Source organism: uncultured Algibacter sp., from assembly GCF_963976535.1.
Lineage (GTDB): Bacteria > Bacteroidota > Bacteroidia > Flavobacteriales > Flavobacteriaceae > Algibacter_B.
This window is the reverse complement of the sequence record NZ_CAXBLF010000004.1, coordinates 53,172-71,842: the sequence shown is the minus strand read 5'-3', so window position 1 is coordinate 71,842 and position 18,671 is coordinate 53,172. Positions and strand designations below refer to the sequence as shown.

Here is an 18,671-nt window from a genome sequence, read left to right as displayed (position 1 = left end):
TATAATCTTGATTTCCAATGCATTTCGACTGCGCTCAATGTGACAATTTACTCCAAAATTGACTTTTCAGACAGCCTCTTTTTTATATATTCTATAATTTCAATTTTCCAATCACAGGCTTAATGCCCACCACTTGCTGCTGCTGGGACATCAGCTGGACATAACTCACCACCATTACGACTTGCACCACCTAAAACAGTGAAATCTCCAAACACAACTCCTGCACCAATATAGACAGAACAACTTGTATGTATTCTTTGTGACTCAGTATCGTTAATGTAAATAATGATTTCCGTTCCTAAAGTTCCTTTTTTATCTTCACCAGAAAACGTGAATGTTTCACCAGCATTAACATTTCCAGAAAAAACAACTATTCCATCTTTCTTTTGAACAACTTTAATATTCGCACCAATATTACCATTATATTGTAAATCCAATCTTGTGATTTTACCATCACATTCACTACAATCATCATCTTCACCTCCTGTTGGTGGAACATCTACTGGACATAACTCACCACCTTCACGACTTGATCCGCTTATAACTTCAAAGCTTCCACTAATTAATCCAGGACCAATAGGTTTTGAACAACTTGTATGTATTTTAGTGTTTACATTACCATCTACATAAATAGTTATTTCCGTTCCTAAAGTTCCTTTTTTATCGTTACCTGTAAAGCTAAAGGATTCACCTGGCATTACAGTTCCATCAAATACAACAGCACCTTCCTTGTTCTTACCTTTTCCTTTGGTTTTAACTACAATATCTGCTACCGCATCACCATTATATTGTAATTCTAAGTCTGTAATTTTTCCTTCACATTCTCCACAGTCACCACCTAGAGGTGTGTCTACTGGACATAAATAACCACCTTCTCTACTTGATCCACTCATAACTTCAAAGTCTCCACTAATTAATCCAGGACCAATTGGTTTTGAACAACTTGTGTGAATTTTAGTGTTTTCATCACCATTTACATAAATTTTGATTTCAGTACCTAAAGTGCCTTTTTTATCGTTACCAGAAAAAGTAAATTCAGCACCTGCTTCAACCATTCCTTCAAAAACAACTTTACTACCGTCTTCACCTTCTTTTTTAGTTTTAACTTTAATATTAGCCTTTTCAGTACCATTATATTGTAATGTTAAGTCGGTAACTTTACCTTCACATTCATCACATTCAACTTCTGTACACTCAAAATTGAAATTAAAATCGATTGAATGAAGACGCTCACCAGTAGTTTTATCAGTTAACCATCCCCAAGTGGCTAACCCATCAGAATTAATACTGCTACTATCGAAAAGAGCAGCTCCTGGACCAACTATGGCACCTAAATGAAGTGTGCTAGGATCTCCATCGGTAGCATTTGCAGGATCAGGTCTTTGTTCTACACCAAACTCCCCTGTTCTACCTACACCACAATCTCCGGATGCTGAAATAGTACTTTTAGAAGAATCTATAACATAAAAACGAAGATCTTCTTTAACAAGTGCATCAGGATCACAACCTTCTGCTTTAATTGTTCCACCTGAAGCATCCCAAGCATTCCAATCTTTTTTATCTTTTAACCAAACATCAACTACAACGATACATGTTCCTCTGACTGTTGATCCTTTTATATTAGCTGTACCATTATCGTATTCTGTGAAAGACAATTTATTATCTACAGTAGAAGAAAAATAATAGTCATTATAATCAGTTTCAGGGTTTACCGGCCACCAAAAATTTGAAGCAGGTTGATTAAAACAGGCACGATCAGCATCTATTACAACACATTCTACGTAAGACGACTGTTGTGAGCTCGATATTGAAGCAGAGAAAACAGATTCTTCTTGTATTTCAATAATTTCATTTTGGCAAGAGAAGATTAAAAAACAAATCCCTACAAGCGTTAAAATACTTTTTTTCATAATTTTAAATGTTTATATTTTGTTAATAGCATTAACCGGTTGGTATTTAGTAATATCCTCTATAAATATAAAGAAAGTAAGAAAATAAATATCATGTTTTTAGCTTAAATCATTAATAAATTCGATGAATAGATGCAAAACAATTATTTTCGTTAAATGGTATTTTTGGCTTATTTATAAACTGAAATTAATAAGTTAATTGCAAAAATGGTATAAATGTTATGAATATAGACCTTAGAAGTGACACAGTTACAAAACCTTCAAAAGCCATGTTGGATGCTATGATGCAAGCCAAAGTTGGTGACGATGTATTTAGAGAAGATCCAACAGTTAATACATTGGAAAGTAAAGTCGCAAAAATGTTTGGAAAAGAGCAGGCATTATTTTTTCCAAGTGGAACAATGGCAAATCAAACGGCTTTGAAGCTGCATACAAACCCAGGAGATCAAGTAATTTGTGATAAATACGCACATATATATAATTATGAGTCTGGAGGTGCATCTTTTAATAGTGGAATTTCTTGTAAATTAATTGATGGCAACCGAGGTATGTTTACAGCAAAACAAGTTGAAGAAGCAATAAATCCAGATGCTTATTATTATAGCAAAACAAGTTTGGTTGAGATTGAAAATACTACAAATAAAGGTGGTGGTGCATGTTGGGATTTTGATGAGATAAAGAAAATAAAAGCTGTTTGTGAAAATAATAATTTAGGTTTTCATTTAGATGGTGCACGTTTATGGAATGCGTTAGTAGTTAAAAATGAAAACACTAAGCAATATGGTGAGATTTTTGATACCATTTCGGTATGTTTAAGTAAAGGCATGGGGTGTCCTGTTGGCTCCGTTTTAGTAGGAAATTCTGAAATAATGAACGATGCAATAAGAATTAGAAAGATATTTGGAGGGAATATGAGGCAAGCAGGTTATTTAGCTGCAGCTGGTTTGTATGCTTTAGAAAATAATATTGATAGGTTAAAAGAAGATCATAAAAAAGCAATAGAAATAGGAAAGGAGTTAACCAAACTATCTATTGTTAAAATTGTTGAACCTATTGAGACTAATATTATTATTTTTGAACTAAATGATGATGTTGATGAGAAAGATTTTGTACAAAAATTAACCAAAAATAATATACATATAATTAGTATGGGAAGCGGGAAGCTTAGAATGGTAACTCATTTAGATTATACAGATATTATGCATGAAAAATTAATTAATGAATTGAGGACTTATGATTTTGTAGTCTAAATTATACATATCAACGAGTAAATTTATCAGTTCTTCATAATACGTATATTTTTGATTTGAAATTTCAATTTTTAATATGAAGTTAAGTATATTAATACCTATGTATAATGCTGAAAATTATATAAGTAATTGTATAGACAGTTTATTGAATCAAGATTTAGTAGAAGATGAATATGAAATTATTGTAATTGATGATGGTTCTACTGATAATTCTTTTCAAATTATGAATAATTATGTTGAAACAAATAAAAATATATTTTTGTTTACTCAAGATAATATAGGACTGTATCCAACAAGAAATAAATTATTAAAGCTAGCTAAAGGGGATTATATTTATAATATAGATGCTGATGACTATATAGTGCATGATTCTTTAAGTAGATTATTAAAAATTGCTTTTAATAATAGTCTCGATATTTTGGGGTTTGAATCTCTTAATACGTCTCGACTCGATTTGGTTAATTCTCAATCAGAAAGCAAATTTGGGAATTTTGAAGTTTGCAGTGGTATTGATTTTTTGTCAAATACTAAATTTCATAATATTACCGTTTGGTGGTATATTGTAAAGCGAGAATTTATTATTTCTAGCAATATTAGTTTTGAAAAAAGCAATCCATTGGAGGATGGACCTTTTACCCTTAAATTATTTTACTTAGCAAAAAAAGTTGTTGTTTTAAATGACGATGTACATAGGTATGTAAAAGTGCCAACTTCTATTATGAATAGTGATGATTCTATACATTTAGAAAAAATGGTGGATAGCTATTTAGATGTGACAAATAGTTATAATTCCATTATTAATGAGGTGTCCAAAAAAAATGACCCAGAATTGTTTAGAGTAATTAAAAAAATAAAATATTTTAGAGATGTAAATGTGTATTTTTTATTTTTCCGATTTTTGAAAGGAAGCATTTCTATAAAAAAGATTAATCCAATTTTGGATGAATTGAAAAAAATTAAAGCTTATCCCATATCATACTTTATTGAGGCAAGACTTTATAAGTCAATTGTTTATATTTTTAATCATAGGTTTTTGTTTTATAGTATACTTTATCCTATACGATTTCTTTATAAATTTAAATTAATAAAGCTTCCTTGAGAATTACGCTTTAACATTAAGTTGTTTATATAAAGCTGTCTTCTTGCATCTATGTATTTTATAAAGTATTGAAACTATGAAATTAAGTATCATCATTCCTGTATATAACGTAGAGAAATACATCGCAAGATGCCTTGATAGTTTAGTTAATCAAGATTTAGCTGAAAATGATTATGAGATACTAGTAGTTAATGATGGCTCTAGGGATAATAGTGTTGACATAGCTAAAAAATATGCTATAAAGTATGCCAATCTTAAAGTAATTACACAAATTAATAGAGGTGTTGGAAGTGCTCGAAATAAAGGAATTAGTTTGGCTAAAGGAAAATATATTTACTTTATTGATCCTGATGATTATATAGCTAAGAATTCACTTCTATTGTTACTTGATTATTCTGAAAGAAATGACTTAGATATTTTAACATTTTTGTCAGAAAAAACATTAAGTCCAGATATGTTAGAATCTAAAACAAAGGAAAAAGAAGGATTAAACATAAAAATTGTAACAGGTATAGAGTATATAGCAAATAACTATTACAAAAATGAAGTCTGGTGGTATTTCATTAAAAGAGATTTTTTAAAAAAATTAGGCTTCAAGTTTATCGAAGGTAGATGGATGGAAGATGCTATTTTTACAGCTGAAATATTTGTTAAAGCAGAAAGAGTTTCTAATGTGTCCATAGATGTGCATAGACATGCAGTAACTCCTCAATCTGCAATGACAAATAAAGAACCTAGTCATTATTTGAGAGTGATTAGAGATAATGCAAATGCGGCAGAAGTATTTAAATCCATTATTGGAAGTATCGATACATTAAGCCCGAAAGGAAACTTATGTATAAAACGATTAATAACTAGACAGCAGTCGTTTGTGTTTTTTATGATGATAAGAATGCTGAAATCAACAATTACTTTAAAAGAAATAAAATCAACATTAAACAATTTAAAAAAAGTCAGTGCTTACCCGCTTAATTCATTTATTAGTGAAGATTATAATAAAACTAGTTATGCTATATTAGTTAAATTATTTAATATTAAACCTGTTTTCTATCTTATATTTATAATTTTTAATCCAATTTTAAAAAGGTTATAATTTTTCAATAAAAAGCCCCTGTTAAAACAAAAATTAATGAGTAATATTTTGATAACTTCAGTAGGAAGAAGAGTCTCTTTAGTGAGGGCCTTCAAAAAAGAATATTTTAAGATTAATCCTAAAGGAAGTGTATACGTATCTGACTTTCAGCCTAACCTATCATCGGCGGCACAAATTGTAGATAGAGCATTTAAAACATGTAAAATTGATGATGATAACTATATTGAATTATTATTAAAAATATGTTTAGTAAACAATATTAAACTAATTGTGCCTACTATAGATACAGAGCTTACAGTTTTAGCTAAAAATAGACAAGAATTTTTTAAAAAAGGAGTTTCTATAGTTTTATCTGACGTTGATTTTATTGAGATTTCCATTAACAAAATAAAAACAAAAAGCTTTTTTGATTCTCTTAATGTTAAAACAGCTCAAATATTAAATAAGAACAATTACAAACTCCCATTGTTTATAAAACCAGTTTTTGGAAGTGGAGGGAAAGAAAATTTTATAATAAGGAATGAAAATCAATTTTCGGCGTATCATTTTGAAAATGATTATTTACAATTTTTTGAGTATTTAGATCATGATATTTATGATGAATACACATGTGATTTATATTATGATCAAAAAAGTAACTTAAAATGTGTAATTCCAAGAAAAAGATTAGAGGTAAGAGGTGGAGAAGTCTCAAAAGCAATTACCTGTAAAAACGATGTGAAAGCGTTTGTAGAAAAAAAATTCTCCAAAATTGATGGAGCTAAAGGTTGTATAACACTTCAGGTATTTTTCAATGAAAAAACAGCTACAATTGTTGCTATTGAAATTAACCCTAGGTTTGGAGGCGGTTTTCCTCTTTCTTATCTTGCTGGAGGGAACTACCCGAAATGGATCATAGAAGAATATTTACTTAATCAAGAAATTGAATATTTTGACGAATGGGAAAATAATTTATTGATGCTTCGATATGATGACGAAATTTTAATTCATAATGACTAACCCATCAATAGTTGTCGTATTTGATTTAGATGACACATTATACAAGGAAATAGATTTCTTAAAATCTGCCTTTTCTAGTATAGCCCATAGTATTTCTTTAGAAGTTCCAGAAGATAAAAATACTATTTTTGAAAAAATGGTGGAATTATATAATTTAAAACAAAATGTTTTTGAAGGTATATTGAGTATTTACAAGACATCTTTAACAACTGATAATCTATTAGTAGTTTATAGAAATCATAAACCAAATATTAAATTATCACCTGATGTTGTTGAAGTACTAGAAATACTAAAGAAAAAGAAAATACCACTTGGTTTGTTAACTGATGGTAGAAGTGTGCAACAGCGTAATAAAATTGAAGCTTTGAACTTAGAAAAATATTTTTCTAAAATCATTGTATCTGAAGAATTTGGAAGCAAAAAACCTTGTGTTGATAACTATAAATATTTTGAAGATGTATTTGGGAGTTCTCAATATTATTACATTGGAGACAATTTAAAAAAAGATTTCATTTCACCAAACAAACTTGGTTGGATCACCATCTGTTTAAAAGATAATGGACTAAATATTCACAATCAAAATATTGATTTAGAGAATAAGTACTATTATGCCAAATATACAGTTTCTAATTTTTATGAAATTAAGGTTATTATAAAATAAGTGAATTTATTGTGATTTATAAAAAACAAAAGGACAGTTAAGTCTTTTTTAAGGTGGTTTTTCTTTTTAATTTAGTAGTAACTTTTCTTAAACTTAACGAATTAATAATTTTTTCAGTATTGTTAACTCCAATAAACTTTACAAGTTTTAAGCGAATTTTAGATATAAAAGGCAGCCAAGAATTATTATAATGATGAATCGTATACGTTTTTCTTGATACCAATACTTTTCCTGTCTGATGGTTTTTTGGACTAAAGTATTCTGAAGAAAATAAGAAAAATAAATTTCTATTCACTATTAATTCGGAAATGTTATTTATGTCATTAGGCTTAAGCAATATTATCTTTCGAGCTTGTTTGATTTGCAATTGCATAATTACTGGTAAAACCAATAGATCTAAATGACCATCTTCTTTAATAAAAGATCGATCCTCATAATATTTCAAACAATCTAAAACCCAATCAGTTTTCTTTTCAGCACCAAAAATAGCCGCTTCAATAAGATTATCGAATTGACTTCCAATAAAATATGGTAAATTTAGAAGGGCGTCAAATTTTTTTAAGACTTCAACATCCATATCTAGATATATACCGCCATATTTGTAAACAGCATAGAATCTAATATAATCCGCTACAAAAGCATATTTTTTGGCTTCGTAAGCCTGATTGGTCCAGAGTGTTGAGTTTATGTCAAATTTCTTAGTATCCCATAGGATAAATTCGTAATCTGGTAGTTTGTTTTTCCATGAAGAAATACATTTTTTAATAGTTTTAGGATATTCTTCATTACTTAACCAACAAAAATGAATAATTTTTGGAATCATAATTTTGCTAATTTTTTAATAAGTAAAGTACATTTTAGCTATTGTTTAACAAAACTAAAATACAAACAAGGCGGTACTTGTCCAAATTAAAACCTTTGTAAAAGACAGAGATACTAGGTTAAGGTTTTGTGTGTATATTATGGATACCTCTCTGTATCTTGCAGTTCAATAAAAGAACTATCGATTATACAGTCAAAAAGAATGCTTTACTTTAATCAATTAAAAGTTCTAATCAGCATGCGTTATGTGTTAAGGTTATTATTAATATGACTAATTACTAAGAATGTTCTGTTGTTATACTAGTCAACAGGATAGGAGTATTACCCAAACTTTCAAAACTAATTTTCTAAACATTCTTAAAAATAAGAATTACTTCGAAAATTTTAACCAGAAAAGGTTGCCCTTAAATTTAAAGACAACCTTTCTGTTAATATGCTTTATTAAGTTAACTTGATTTTTTAGTAACCATATCTACAACGGCTATAGTATCTACAACTCCAGTGTCTGTAACATTTATTATAATCTGGCTTAACATATTCACAAAGTTCTCCACCTTCTGAACTAGTTCCACTTACTACATTAAATACACCTTTAGTATATCCAGGACCAATTTTAATATAACAATTGGTTTTAATTTTAGTGTAATAACATCCATTGATATAGATGTATGCATATTTACCTATTGAACCATCTTGGTTGGCACCATCAATTGTGAACTTCTCACCAGGTTGTAAAACTTTATCAAAGATTTTAACACCGTAACATGTGTTCTCCTTCTTTTGGTAAATTTTTACTCTTTTAGCGTAATGCCAGTCGAATTCTAATTCTAGTTCAGTAACTTTTCCTTCACAATCACTACAAGGCACTTCTTTTGGTTCAATAACGAAATTGAAATCAAAAATCCATTGAGTACGTTGCCCATTTTTAGTTAACCATCCCCAAGTACTAATTCCGTCAGCACCAATATTAGAGTCAAGATTTGCACCTCCTGGACCAACATGAGCACCGTAGTTAGGTGTATTTAAATCATTTGGATCAGGTCTTTGTTCAGCTCCAAAAGTACCTTCTTCTAAACAATCTCCTCCATTTGCAGTTATTACACTTCTTTCGGAGTCAATAACGTAATAGTTTAAATCTTCTTTATTTGCAGCAAGACCTGCAGTACCTTCACTTTTATGTTCTCCACCTATAGCATTCCACTCGCTCCAAGATTTTTTATCCTTTAGCCAAACATTAACTTCTACAACACAAGTTCCCCTAACCGTAGTGCCTTTAATATTGGCAGTTCCATTATTGTACTCTGTGTAAGTTAATTTATGTTCCTCACTTGAAGAAAAATAACCAGAAAAATAACTACTTGAAGTTTCTGGCCACCAAAAGTTAGCTGCTGGTTGATTAGCACCGAAAGGGTCTCTATCTGCATCAATAACGGTATACTCCTGAACCACTTCAGCAGAACCATTTGATAAGTTACTAGACATAGAAAAAGAAAGCTCACGAGTAGGCATGACTTCACTGTCTTCATTTAAAACGAATGTTTCGTCTTCTTCGCCATCAGAAACTAAAATTTCGTTTTCTAATGCCGCTTCATCTTCAACTATTGAAGAAGCTCCCTCATTTAGTGTCTCATTTTGACACGAAGCAAATACAACAAGTATCGCTAATAATAAAAGTTTAGTAATGTGTTTCATAATATTTAATAGTTTTTTACAATTTACACTAACAAATATATGAGACGAGTATATTGGTAGCGGTTTTTTTAGACAAAATACCAAACTATTAGATATCTGAATTTATGATTACATTTTGTCGGTTTTATTTACATTTAAAAGGTTAAAATATAAAAATTGAAATACATGAACTCGGTATAGAAATCATATAATTATCAATTTGATAATATATTATGATTTACACTTAGCAAATTTTCACTAAAACTAATTTTTATTTGATTATATCATAAGGAGTTGTTGTTATTTAAACAAATCCATTCCTGGAATACTAGGCATACCATCTTTTGCTACTGCTGCCAATTCGGTTTCGTTAACTTTTGTGGCTTTTTCTATAGCTTTATTTAAAGTAAGGATTAAGTAATCTTCAAGTTGTTCTTTATCTTTAAGTAATTCGTCATCAATTTCTATAGACTTAATTGTTCTATTGGCTGTCAACGTAATTTTAAGTTTATCATCATTGCTTGATGTATCAACTAGAACGGTATCTAAGCGTTTTTTCGTTTCTTCCACTTTCTTCTGGGTTTCTTTAAGTTTACCCATCATATTCATCATATCTCCAAACATAGTTTTTAAATTAATTATTAGTTCACAAAGCTATTTAATTTTTCTATTTTTGAAAGCTTAATTTTTTAAGAATAAAAACACCCTCATTGAAAACAACTATTCAAGTTCCTCTAGCTAAAAAAGTACCAAAAGAATTAACCATTCATAATGATAAAAGAATTGATAATTATTATTGGTTAAACGATAAAAATAATTCGGATGTTATAGCTTATTTGAATGCCGAAAATGCGTACACAAAGCAAATGACGCTCCATACAGAAGGGTTTCAGAAGGATTTATTTGAAGAAATCAAAGGTAGAATTAAAGAGGATGACACCTCTGTGCCATATAAACTAAACGGGTATTGGTACCTTACTAAATATGAGGTAGGAAAAGATTATCCAATTTACGTGCGGAAAAAGGAAACGTTGGAAGCCAACGAGGACATATTGTTTGATTGCAACAAAATGGCAAAAGACCATGCATATTTTAATTTAGGGGGAATTTCCATAAGTCCAGATAATACATTAGCAGCATTTTCAACGGATACCGTTAGTAGACGTCAATACACTATTCAAATCAAGAATTTGATTACTGGTGAGATTTATTCAGATAAAATTTTAAACACAACAGGTAGTGCTACTTGGGCAAATGATAATAACACTTTATTTTATGCTATGAAGGATGAAGTAACCTTGCGTTCTCATAAAATATTTAAACATAAATTATATTCTGATCCTGAAACTGATATTGAAGTGTTTTATGAAGTTGATGAAACTTTTAATACGTTTGTTTATAAAACAAAATCTAAAAAGTATATAATTATCGGGTCTTCAAGTACATTGTCCTCTGAATATCGTTTTTTAAATGCTGACACACCAGATGGCGATTTTAAGATTTTTCAAGAACGAACAGAAGATTTAGAATATAATCTAGCCCATTATAATGATAGTTTCTATATCATTTCTAATAAAGATGATGCTACTAATTTTAAGATTTCAAAAACCAGTGAAAACACTACAGGGAAAGAAAACTGGCAGGATGTTATTCCGCATAGAAAATCTGTTTTGATTGAAGATATCGAAATTTTTAAAGATTATTTAGTAGTGAATGAGCGTGAAAACGGACTCAATAAACTTAGAATAATTAGTTGGAACAAAGAAGAAGACTATTATTTGCCTTTTAACTCTGAAACCTATACAACTTATATTGGTAATAACCCAGATTTTGAGAGTGACTTGTTACGTTATGGTTATAATTCGTTAACGGATCCAAGTTCTGTAATTGATTATAACCTAAAAACAAAGCAGAGCGAAATTAAGAAAGAGCAAGAGGTTTTAGGAGGAAAGTTTAAAAAAGAAAATTACGAATCTAAACGTATTTGGGCTACAGCTAGTGACGGTGTTAAAATACCAATATCGCTAGTTTACAAAAAGGGGATTAAGCTAGATGGTTCTAATCCGTTACTCCAATATGCTTATGGATCTTACGGTTCAACCATAGACCCTTCGTTTTCAAGTATTCGTTTAAGTTTGTTAGATAGAGGTTTTATTTATGCCATTTCGCATGTTAGAGGTAGTGAGTATTTAGGGCGTGAATGGTATGAGCATGGAAAGCTTCTTGCTAAAAAGAACACGTTTACAGATTTTATTACTTGCTCAAAGTATTTAATTCATCAGAAATATACATCAAACCAGCATTTATACGCTTATGGTGGTTCTGCAGGAGGTTTGTTAATGGGGGCAATCATTAATATGAATCCAGAACTTTATCATGGCGTGTTGGCAGCGGTTCCTTTTGTAGACGTTGTAACAACGATGCTTGACGATACCATACCTCTAACTACAGGTGAGTATGATGAATGGGGAAATCCGAATGAATTAAAGTATTACAATTACATGAAGTCTTATTCACCTTATGATAATGTTGAGGCCAAAGACTATCCAAATATGCTTGTTACCACTGGTTTGCATGATTCACAGGTACAGTACTGGGAGCCAGCAAAATGGGTAGCTAAACTAAGAGAGATGAAAACAGATTCTAATAAATTATTGTTGCATACTGATATGGAATCGGGGCATGGAGGAGCTTCTGGTCGTTTTGAAAGTCTAAAAGAAGTTGCTCTGGAATATGCGTTTTTGCTAGATTTAGAAGGAATTCATGGTTAATAAAAAAAAATGTTTTATTTTTGTGCGGTTTAGACTGTATTTGTGTTTTTTGAAAACACGCAGTTTATAAAAAGCTTATATGAAACACAAAAATCAAGTATTTGATAATGTATTAGATTTAGTAGGCAACACACCGCTTGTTAAACTTAATAAAATAGCTTCCAAGTTTAAAGGTGACTTTTATGCAAAAGTTGAATCTTTTAACCCAGGGCACTCATCTAAAGATAGAATAGCACTTTACATAATTGAACAAGCTGAAAAGGAAGGTATTCTTTCTCCTGGCGATACTATTATAGAAACTACATCTGGTAATACAGGTTTTAGTATTGCTATGGTAAGTATTATTAAGGGCTATGATTGTGTTTTAGCGGTAAGCTCTAAATCGTCTCCAGACAAAATAGACATGCTAAAAACAATGGGCGCTAAGGTTTATGTTTGTCCTGCACACGTTAGTGCAGACGATCCGAGATCTTATTATGAAGTAGCTAAGCGTTTACATGGCGAGATTAAAGGTTCAGTCTATATCAATCAATATTTTAATCAATTAAATATTGATGCACATTATAAATCTACAGGTCCAGAAATTTGGGAACAAACTGCTGGTAAAATAACACATCTATTAGCGTGTAGTGGAACAGGAGGAACTATTTCTGGTACAGCTAAATATTTAAAAGAACAAAACCCTAACATTAAAGTTATTGGTGTTGATGCCTTTGGTTCTGTTATCAAGAAATATCATGAAACTAGAGAGTTTGATGAAAAAGAAATTTATCCATATAGAATAGAAGGTTTAGGTAAAAATTTAATTCCTACAGCCACAGATTTTGATGTTATAGATGAATTTGTAAAAGTTACAGATGAAGATAGTGCGCATACTGCAAGATTAATTGCAAAAACTGAAGGTATGTTTGTTGGATATACGTCAGGGGCAGTAACACAAGCTTTAATACAATTAGGTGAAGAGGGCCGATTTAAGAAAGATGATTATGTAGTAGTTATTTTTCCTGATCATGGAGCTCGGTATATGAGTAAGGTTTACAGTGATAAATGGATGAGCGAACAAGGTTTCTTTGATAGTATTAATGAAGCTGCTGCGCAAAATATACAATACATAAAATAATAGAAATATTAACCTATAAAAAGAGATGTGATTTTGTTGGATAAGCAAAATTTCATCTCTTTTAGCATTTAACACCAATTAAATTTTAAAATTATTGATGGTAAATTTGAATTATATTTTCTTTAGATAAGATAGAAAATATAAGCATAGCAATATCCCGATAGCTATCGGGAACGGGTCTGTTTTATAATGAAACCCGCCTGCCGGCAGGCAGGTATAAAGGAAATAGAAACGAATTTAACCCATCATTTTGAAGTTTATTTGGTATAATTAATAATTGAGCATTAAAAATTATGTTCAAAGCATATAAATATTTAGTTTTGCATCAACTAACTAAGAACTAAAGGCTTCTTGAATTTTTAAACATTTTAATGTTTGCATCCCTATTAAAAAGCAATTATCTAGTTGTAGTTACGTCTTAATTTTAATAGCAATAAGATTTACTAAATGAAAGATTTATTCGAAAAAATTTATAAAGACAAAGGACCATTAGGCAAATGGGCAGCACAAGCAGAAGGTTACTTTGTATTTCCTAAGTTAGAAGGAGAGATTTCAAACCGTATGAAATTTCAAGGGAAAGATGTTATTACATGGAGTATTAATGACTATTTAGGTTTAGCAAATCACCCAGAAGTACGTAAAGTAGATGCTGAGGCTGGTGCTAAATATGGTTCAGCTTATCCAATGGGAGCAAGAATGATGTCTGGTCACACAGATTTACATGAAAAGCTCCAAAATGAATTAGCTGATTTTGTTAGCAAAGAAGCGGCATACCTTCTAAATTTCGGTTATCAAGGTATGGTTTCTACTATTGATGCTTTGGTTTCTAAAAACGATATAATTGTTTATGATGTTGATGCGCATGCTTGTATTATTGATGGTGTTCGATTGCACATGGGCAAACGTTTTACTTATAAACACAATAATGTTGAAAGTTTAGAAAAAAACTTAGAGCGTGCTACTAAAATGGCTGAACAAACAGGCGGAGGGATTTTAGTGATTTCTGAAGGTGTTTTTGGAATGCGAGGAGAGCAAGGGCGTTTAAAAGAAATTGTAGCGCTTAAAAAGAAATTTAATTTCAGGTTATTTGTTGATGATGCTCATGGTTTTGGAACTTTAGGAGCTACCGGAGCAGGAGCAGGAGAAGAACAAGGTGTTCAAGATGATATTGATGTCTATTTTGCAACATTTGCTAAGTCTTTAGCGAGCACAGGAGCTTTTATTGCTGCGGATCAAGAGATAATTGACTATTTAAAATATAACTTACGTTCTCAGATGTTTGCAAAATCTTTGCAAATGCAATTGGTTGTAGGTGCACGTAAGCGTTTAGAAATGCTTAAAACAATGCCTGAACTGAAAAACAAATTATGGGAGAATGTTAATGCACTTCAATCCGGTTTAAAAGCCCGTGGATTTGATATTGGTACAACACAAAGTTGTGTAACACCAGTCTATTTAAAAGGAAGTATTCCTGAAGCTATGGCATTAGTAAGGGATTTACGTGAAAATTACGGAATCTTCTGTTCTATAGTAGTTTACCCTGTGATACCTAAAGGGTTAATTTTGTTAAGATTAATTCCAACAGCTACACATACTTTACAGGATGTATCAGAAACTTTAGATGCTTTTGATGCGATTAGAGATCGTTTAGTAAACGGGACTTATAAACGCTTATCTGCAGCTTTAATAGCGGCAATGGGCGAATAAAGCATATAATAAATAAGTACTTAACAAAATTTAATTTAGAGAAATAAACTACTCGAAATTGTCAGGACAACAAAGACCTCACAGGTTTTTAAAACCTGTGAGGTCTTTGTAGCGAAAAGCCATAATATGCTATGTGCGTGTAGTTTATAGTTCTATTCTAAATTTTTATCATGGACTAAAAATAATTAAAAAGAAAACCCGATTCAATTTTGAATCGGGTTTTTTTTTTGGCATGAGTAAGTTATAGCGTAGTTCTTAGAAATATTTGATTAAACAAAGACTCAATTAGATAAGAGCATTGTAAATTGAAAGTATAGTTTTTTACACCTCCCTTATCCCGATAGTTATCGGGACCTCCTTATTAGGAGGGAAACAGTTGCTTTTAAAAAAATAAATACAACGAATACTTAACATAAAATATTGAGCATGAGTTTCCCCTCTAAAAAGAGGGGATTAAGGGGTGTGTCGTACTAGGTGGAATATGATTTTGAAATGATACGGTTTAACACCTCCCGTAATCCATCCTTAAAAAGCGGAAAACTGAGATGTGCTTATAGATATTTTAATCTTTTAGAGAAAGCGTTCTATCTTCTTTTTAACGAATATCTTTTCTAAACGTTTTTCTGCGTTTATAAACCTCAGGAAAAAAGTGTTTCCATATTTTATGAATGGCTTCGTTATCTTCTAGTTCTGGTGTTCTAAAGCAGGTTTCAATTCCTTTTTCTTTAAAGGTCTCGTAGTATTCGTTAAATATAACTGCGTGAACGCCTTTATTTTGGTAATCGGGGTGAATACCTATCAAATAAAAGATAACATCTTTACTGTGCTTTTTTGCTTTTATAATATGCTTGAACCCAAAAGGAAATAGTTTGCCATTCATTTTTTGTAAAGCTTTAGCAAATGCGGGCATTACAATGGCGAACCCAACCATGTTGTCATCTTTATCTACTACAAATTTAATGTACTCGGGGTTTACAAAACTTATGAACTTCTTTTTAAAGTATTCTTTTTGAACGTCATTAATAGCTACAAATGAAGATAAAGACGCGTAACTTTCATTAAACAAGTCGAACATCTTGTCTGCATAAGGCAAAACTTCCTCAGTTTTAGTGAGCTTTAATGGTGTTAATTGATAGCGCCTTTTGATGAGCTCTTGAGCTTTATGAAAGAATTCAGGCTTAACATTTTCAAAAGGAAACTTACTTTCAGAATACGATTTCTCTACTTTGTAATTAGCTGCTTCATAATGTTTAACATAGTAAGCGTGATTATACCACGTTATCATAGGTGCTATAGACTCGAAACCTTCTGTCATAACACCAACCTTGTCTAAGTTTGAAAATCCTACAGGGCCTTCTGTGTATTCCAGATTGTGTGCTTTTCCAATGCTTTCAACTTCGTTTAAAAGTGTTTTCGACACTTCTAAATCATCAATAAAATCAAACCAGCCAAAGCGCATCTTTTTTTGATTTTGCTCTTTTACTTCGAGCCAATTCACAATTGCCGCAATCCTTCCCACGATATCACCATTCTTATAAGCTAAAAATAATCTGGCATCAGCATCATTAAAAACAGGATTTTGTTTTTTACTAAAAGTCTTTATTTCTTGACTTATAATAGGAGGTACCCAATATTTGGAATCTTCATATAGCTTAAAAGGAAACTTTACAAAAGCCTTTAAGTCTTTTTTAGTTTGTACTTCTTTGAGTATTATCATAGTTTAATGATGCGAGTTGATGCTTATACCAAATAAACCTCAAAATAATTGATTAAATTAGTTTCTATTTCCTTTATATTTCAATATAAAATAGAACCTTAACTAAGGCTATGCTTATATTTTCTATCTTATCTAAAGAAAATATAATTTTAATTTATTACCAATCATTTTGAAATTCATCTGGTATGGGTTATTCATCAAAATCTATATCTTTCTTTTTTTGTTTGCTAATTTTTTCACCTGAATCTTCTTTATTACTTCTCTTTTTATTTTTTCCTTTTCGATTAGCTCTTCTTTTTCCTTCATTTTCAGCAGAAGTACCATTATCAGATTCTTTATCTCTATGGAAATCTAAACGGTATGACGCTCCAAAATTCAAACTAAATACAGATGGAGTGTCTTTTGTGTTAAAAGTAACTGCAGTATCTAACTGTAAGTCCTTCCCCATTAAATATGCGCCACCAAATCTAAAAAGATTATCGGCATAAAAATCACTTTTAATACCTTGAGTTTCGCCAAAAATAACCCATTTTGGATTGAAAGAGTGTGTTAAAGTTAATATGTATTGAAAATCAGATTGATCAGTTCCTATTCTGTCCTTAATTAAGTTCATTACAAAGACCCAGCCTCCAGAAAAATTATTTTGTGTAGCAATCATTACTTTAGGGCTAAAACCCTCAATTCCTGAAAATGTATAGGGGTTTGGCTTGGTGTCATAATTTGCTCCCAAATAAACTGACACAGCAGGGATTAAGGATTTCCATTTAAACTGTCGGTTTGCTTTCCAGCTATAAAGATTAGGTTTGTCTTCTTCAGCATTTTTATAAGGATCAAACACTAAATATTTAGCACCTATCGCCAAAAACTTAAAATTAGCGCGTTTATCTTCAGATGAAAAATTTGAAGCAAATGTTTTAGTATCATTCTGATAAGTTCCTTCAATATTCAACTCTAATTCCTCCAATAATAACCCGTAACGCGCGGCAAAATCAATTCCAAATCCAGAAACTTCATAAGCTGCTGCTGGCGTTCTTTTTTCTTTAATGCTATAAGGGCCAATTTCTAGTTGTGCGACATTAGTTCCAACGGAAAAGGCGCTTCTAGAAACCCCTGGTCTGTTAGAGTTAATAACGTCGGTATATTGACAAAACGCTTGGGTAGCAGTTAAACTAAACAGGAAAAACAGTGTAGATTTAAATGGGCTCATAATCATATAGTTTCATTATCACTTTAATAAAATGTATTAAAGGCTTTTTCAAATATACTCAATAGAAGTAGGTTTTGGGAATTTTAGAGATAGTTATTTTTTTCTGTATTAAAGCAAAATTTTCAAGCATAGACTTCGTTACGATTTAAAATTTTAATGCTGAGACAGGAAAAAAGAGCATCTATAAAAACTGAAAAGCTATTTGTAGTGAGTATATAGATATTTTATACTTTTTTTATCATTCTTGAACGTTTTTTAAACAGATAGAATTGTATTTTTGTTATATATTATAATAAAATTTTAAAAATGGGTTTATTAAGAACCATAATCATAATTGCCTTAGTATATTACGGAATTAAAATCCTTTCAAGGATTTTTGCACCTTTTCTTCTTAAATATGCAGCCAAAAAAGCGGAGCAAAAATTTGGAGATCAGTTTGGTCAATTTCAAAAAGGGCAAAAGCAAGATCCTATAAAAAAGGAAGGTGAAATAACTATTGAAAAAATCCCTAAAACTAAAACATCTAACAATGATGTTGGTGAGTATGTGGATTATGAAGAAGTAGAATAAACATAGTTTTTTCATTCCCATTAATGTAAAAACTTATTGTAAAAGTTTATTAGATTCAGTATTGTTACTTCTGA

At 30.8% G+C, this 18,671-nt stretch carries 15 protein-coding genes; 9 read left to right on the top strand and 6 right to left on the bottom strand.

Annotated features, from left to right (window positions below; all coding sequences use genetic code 11):
* Positions 1-119 precede the first annotated feature (119 nt).
* Positions 120-1,910 carry a hypothetical protein gene (locus AAC024_RS02470; RefSeq protein ID WP_339893597.1) on the bottom strand — a complete coding sequence of 597 codons (1,791 nt, stop codon included), beginning with the start codon at positions 1,908-1,910 and terminating at the stop codon, positions 120-122.
* A 221-nt stretch (positions 1,911-2,131) separates the two neighbouring features.
* Between AAC024_RS02470 and AAC024_RS02465 the strand changes: the two genes are divergently transcribed.
* The 5 genes from AAC024_RS02465 to AAC024_RS02445 all read left to right on the top strand — a co-directional run bounded on the left by AAC024_RS02465 (position 2,132) and on the right by AAC024_RS02445 (position 7,012).
* On the top strand, positions 2,132-3,160 hold the full coding sequence (locus tag AAC024_RS02465; protein WP_339893596.1) for a GntG family PLP-dependent aldolase: 1,029 nt from the start codon (positions 2,132-2,134) through the stop codon (positions 3,158-3,160).
* A gap of 76 nt (positions 3,161-3,236) precedes the next feature.
* Positions 3,237-4,259, top strand: coding sequence for a glycosyltransferase (locus AAC024_RS02460; protein WP_339893595.1), 1,023 nt, complete (start codon positions 3,237-3,239; stop codon positions 4,257-4,259).
* A gap of 76 nt (positions 4,260-4,335) precedes the next feature.
* Entirely contained in the window at positions 4,336-5,352 is a 1,017-nt protein-coding gene (locus AAC024_RS02455; RefSeq protein WP_339893594.1) for a glycosyltransferase, read from the top strand.
* Between the two features lie 36 nt (positions 5,353-5,388).
* Positions 5,389-6,351: an ATP-grasp domain-containing protein gene (locus AAC024_RS02450; RefSeq protein WP_339893593.1), complete on the top strand. Its 963-nt coding sequence runs from the start codon at positions 5,389-5,391 to the stop codon at positions 6,349-6,351.
* Positions 6,344-7,012, top strand: a complete 669-nt coding sequence (locus tag AAC024_RS02445; protein ID WP_339893592.1) for an HAD family hydrolase — start codon at positions 6,344-6,346, stop codon at positions 7,010-7,012. Before AAC024_RS02450 ends, AAC024_RS02445 begins: the two co-directional genes overlap by 8 nt.
* A gap of 37 nt (positions 7,013-7,049) precedes the next feature.
* On the opposite strand, the gene AAC024_RS02440 is transcribed toward AAC024_RS02445, so the two are convergent.
* From AAC024_RS02440 to AAC024_RS02430, 3 genes are all read right to left on the bottom strand, one after another.
* On the bottom strand, positions 7,050-7,835 hold the full coding sequence (locus AAC024_RS02440; RefSeq protein ID WP_339893591.1) for a glycosyltransferase: 786 nt from the start codon (positions 7,833-7,835) through the stop codon (positions 7,050-7,052).
* Between the two features lie 458 nt (positions 7,836-8,293).
* On the bottom strand, positions 8,294-9,526 hold the full coding sequence (locus AAC024_RS02435; RefSeq protein ID WP_339893590.1) for a hypothetical protein: 1,233 nt from the start codon (positions 9,524-9,526) through the stop codon (positions 8,294-8,296).
* A 279-nt stretch (positions 9,527-9,805) separates the two neighbouring features.
* Positions 9,806-10,129 (bottom strand): YbaB/EbfC family nucleoid-associated protein, encoded by a 324-nt coding sequence (locus AAC024_RS02430; protein WP_339893589.1) that lies wholly within the window; start codon positions 10,127-10,129, stop codon positions 9,806-9,808.
* Between the two features lie 86 nt (positions 10,130-10,215).
* Between AAC024_RS02430 and AAC024_RS02425 the strand changes: the two genes are divergently transcribed.
* From AAC024_RS02425 to AAC024_RS02415, 3 genes are all read left to right on the top strand, one after another.
* Positions 10,216-12,276, top strand: coding sequence for a S9 family peptidase (locus AAC024_RS02425; protein ID WP_339893588.1), 2,061 nt, complete (start codon positions 10,216-10,218; stop codon positions 12,274-12,276).
* Positions 12,277-12,355: 79 nt separating this feature from the next.
* On the top strand, positions 12,356-13,396 hold the full coding sequence (locus AAC024_RS02420) for a cysteine synthase family protein (protein WP_339893587.1): 1,041 nt from the start codon (positions 12,356-12,358) through the stop codon (positions 13,394-13,396).
* Positions 13,397-13,843: 447 nt separating this feature from the next.
* Positions 13,844-15,103 carry an aminotransferase class I/II-fold pyridoxal phosphate-dependent enzyme gene (locus AAC024_RS02415; RefSeq protein ID WP_339893586.1) on the top strand — a complete coding sequence of 420 codons (1,260 nt, stop codon included), beginning with the start codon at positions 13,844-13,846 and terminating at the stop codon, positions 15,101-15,103.
* A gap of 595 nt (positions 15,104-15,698) precedes the next feature.
* On the opposite strand, the gene AAC024_RS02410 is transcribed toward AAC024_RS02415, so the two are convergent.
* Together AAC024_RS02410 and AAC024_RS02405 are read right to left on the bottom strand one after the other, a co-directional pair.
* Complete coding sequence (locus AAC024_RS02410) at positions 15,699-16,820, bottom strand: GTP cyclohydrolase (protein WP_339893585.1); 1,122 nt, start codon at positions 16,818-16,820, stop codon at positions 15,699-15,701.
* Between the two features lie 190 nt (positions 16,821-17,010).
* Positions 17,011-18,027 (bottom strand): transporter, encoded by a 1,017-nt coding sequence (locus AAC024_RS02405; RefSeq protein ID WP_339893584.1) that lies wholly within the window; start codon positions 18,025-18,027, stop codon positions 17,011-17,013.
* 306 nt (positions 18,028-18,333) lie between these two features.
* Between AAC024_RS02405 and AAC024_RS02400 the strand changes: the two genes are divergently transcribed.
* Positions 18,334-18,597 carry a DUF4834 family protein gene (locus tag AAC024_RS02400; protein ID WP_339893583.1) on the top strand — a complete coding sequence of 88 codons (264 nt, stop codon included), beginning with the start codon at positions 18,334-18,336 and terminating at the stop codon, positions 18,595-18,597.
* Positions 18,598-18,671 lie beyond the last annotated feature (74 nt).